The organism is Methanosarcina sp. UBA411, from assembly GCF_002495725.1.
Taxonomy (GTDB): domain Archaea; phylum Halobacteriota; class Methanosarcinia; order Methanosarcinales; family Methanosarcinaceae; genus Methanosarcina.
Genome location: NZ_DAGK01000010.1, coordinates 27,909 through 28,260, shown reverse-complemented (window position 1 = coordinate 28,260; position 352 = coordinate 27,909). Strand labels below are relative to the sequence as shown.

Here is a 352-nt window from a genome sequence, read left to right as displayed (position 1 = left end):
TATTATTATTATTATTATTATTTGATTACTTATTCCCAGGTCTATTTCCCGAACAAAGATCTTAAAGAAAGTGAAAGAAAATGAATGTACTCGAAATTTCAAAAAAGATTCTGCATGAAGGCCCGATATGTGACAACTGTCTGGGCCGTCAGTTTGCAAAATTATCCACAGGCCTGAGCAACAGAGAACGTGGGCAGGCCTTGAAACTCGCCCTTGCCCTGGAAGGGGATCGAATCTACAAAACTGAAAAAGATGATTCCCTTCTTAAAGAGCTTGCTCCTTGCAGTGTGTTTGCAAGGAAGGCTCTCGGAACAGAGGGTGAAGACGAGCAGTGCTGGGTTTGCCTTGACCA

The 352-nt window shown here is 42.6% G+C and carries 1 pseudogene; it reads left to right on the top strand.

The window, feature by feature from the left end:
* Nucleotides 1–80: 80 nt before the first annotated feature.
* A pseudogene (locus BP861_RS03030) lies at nucleotides 81–352 on the top strand (tRNA pseudouridine(54/55) synthase Pus10); the annotation flags it as partial.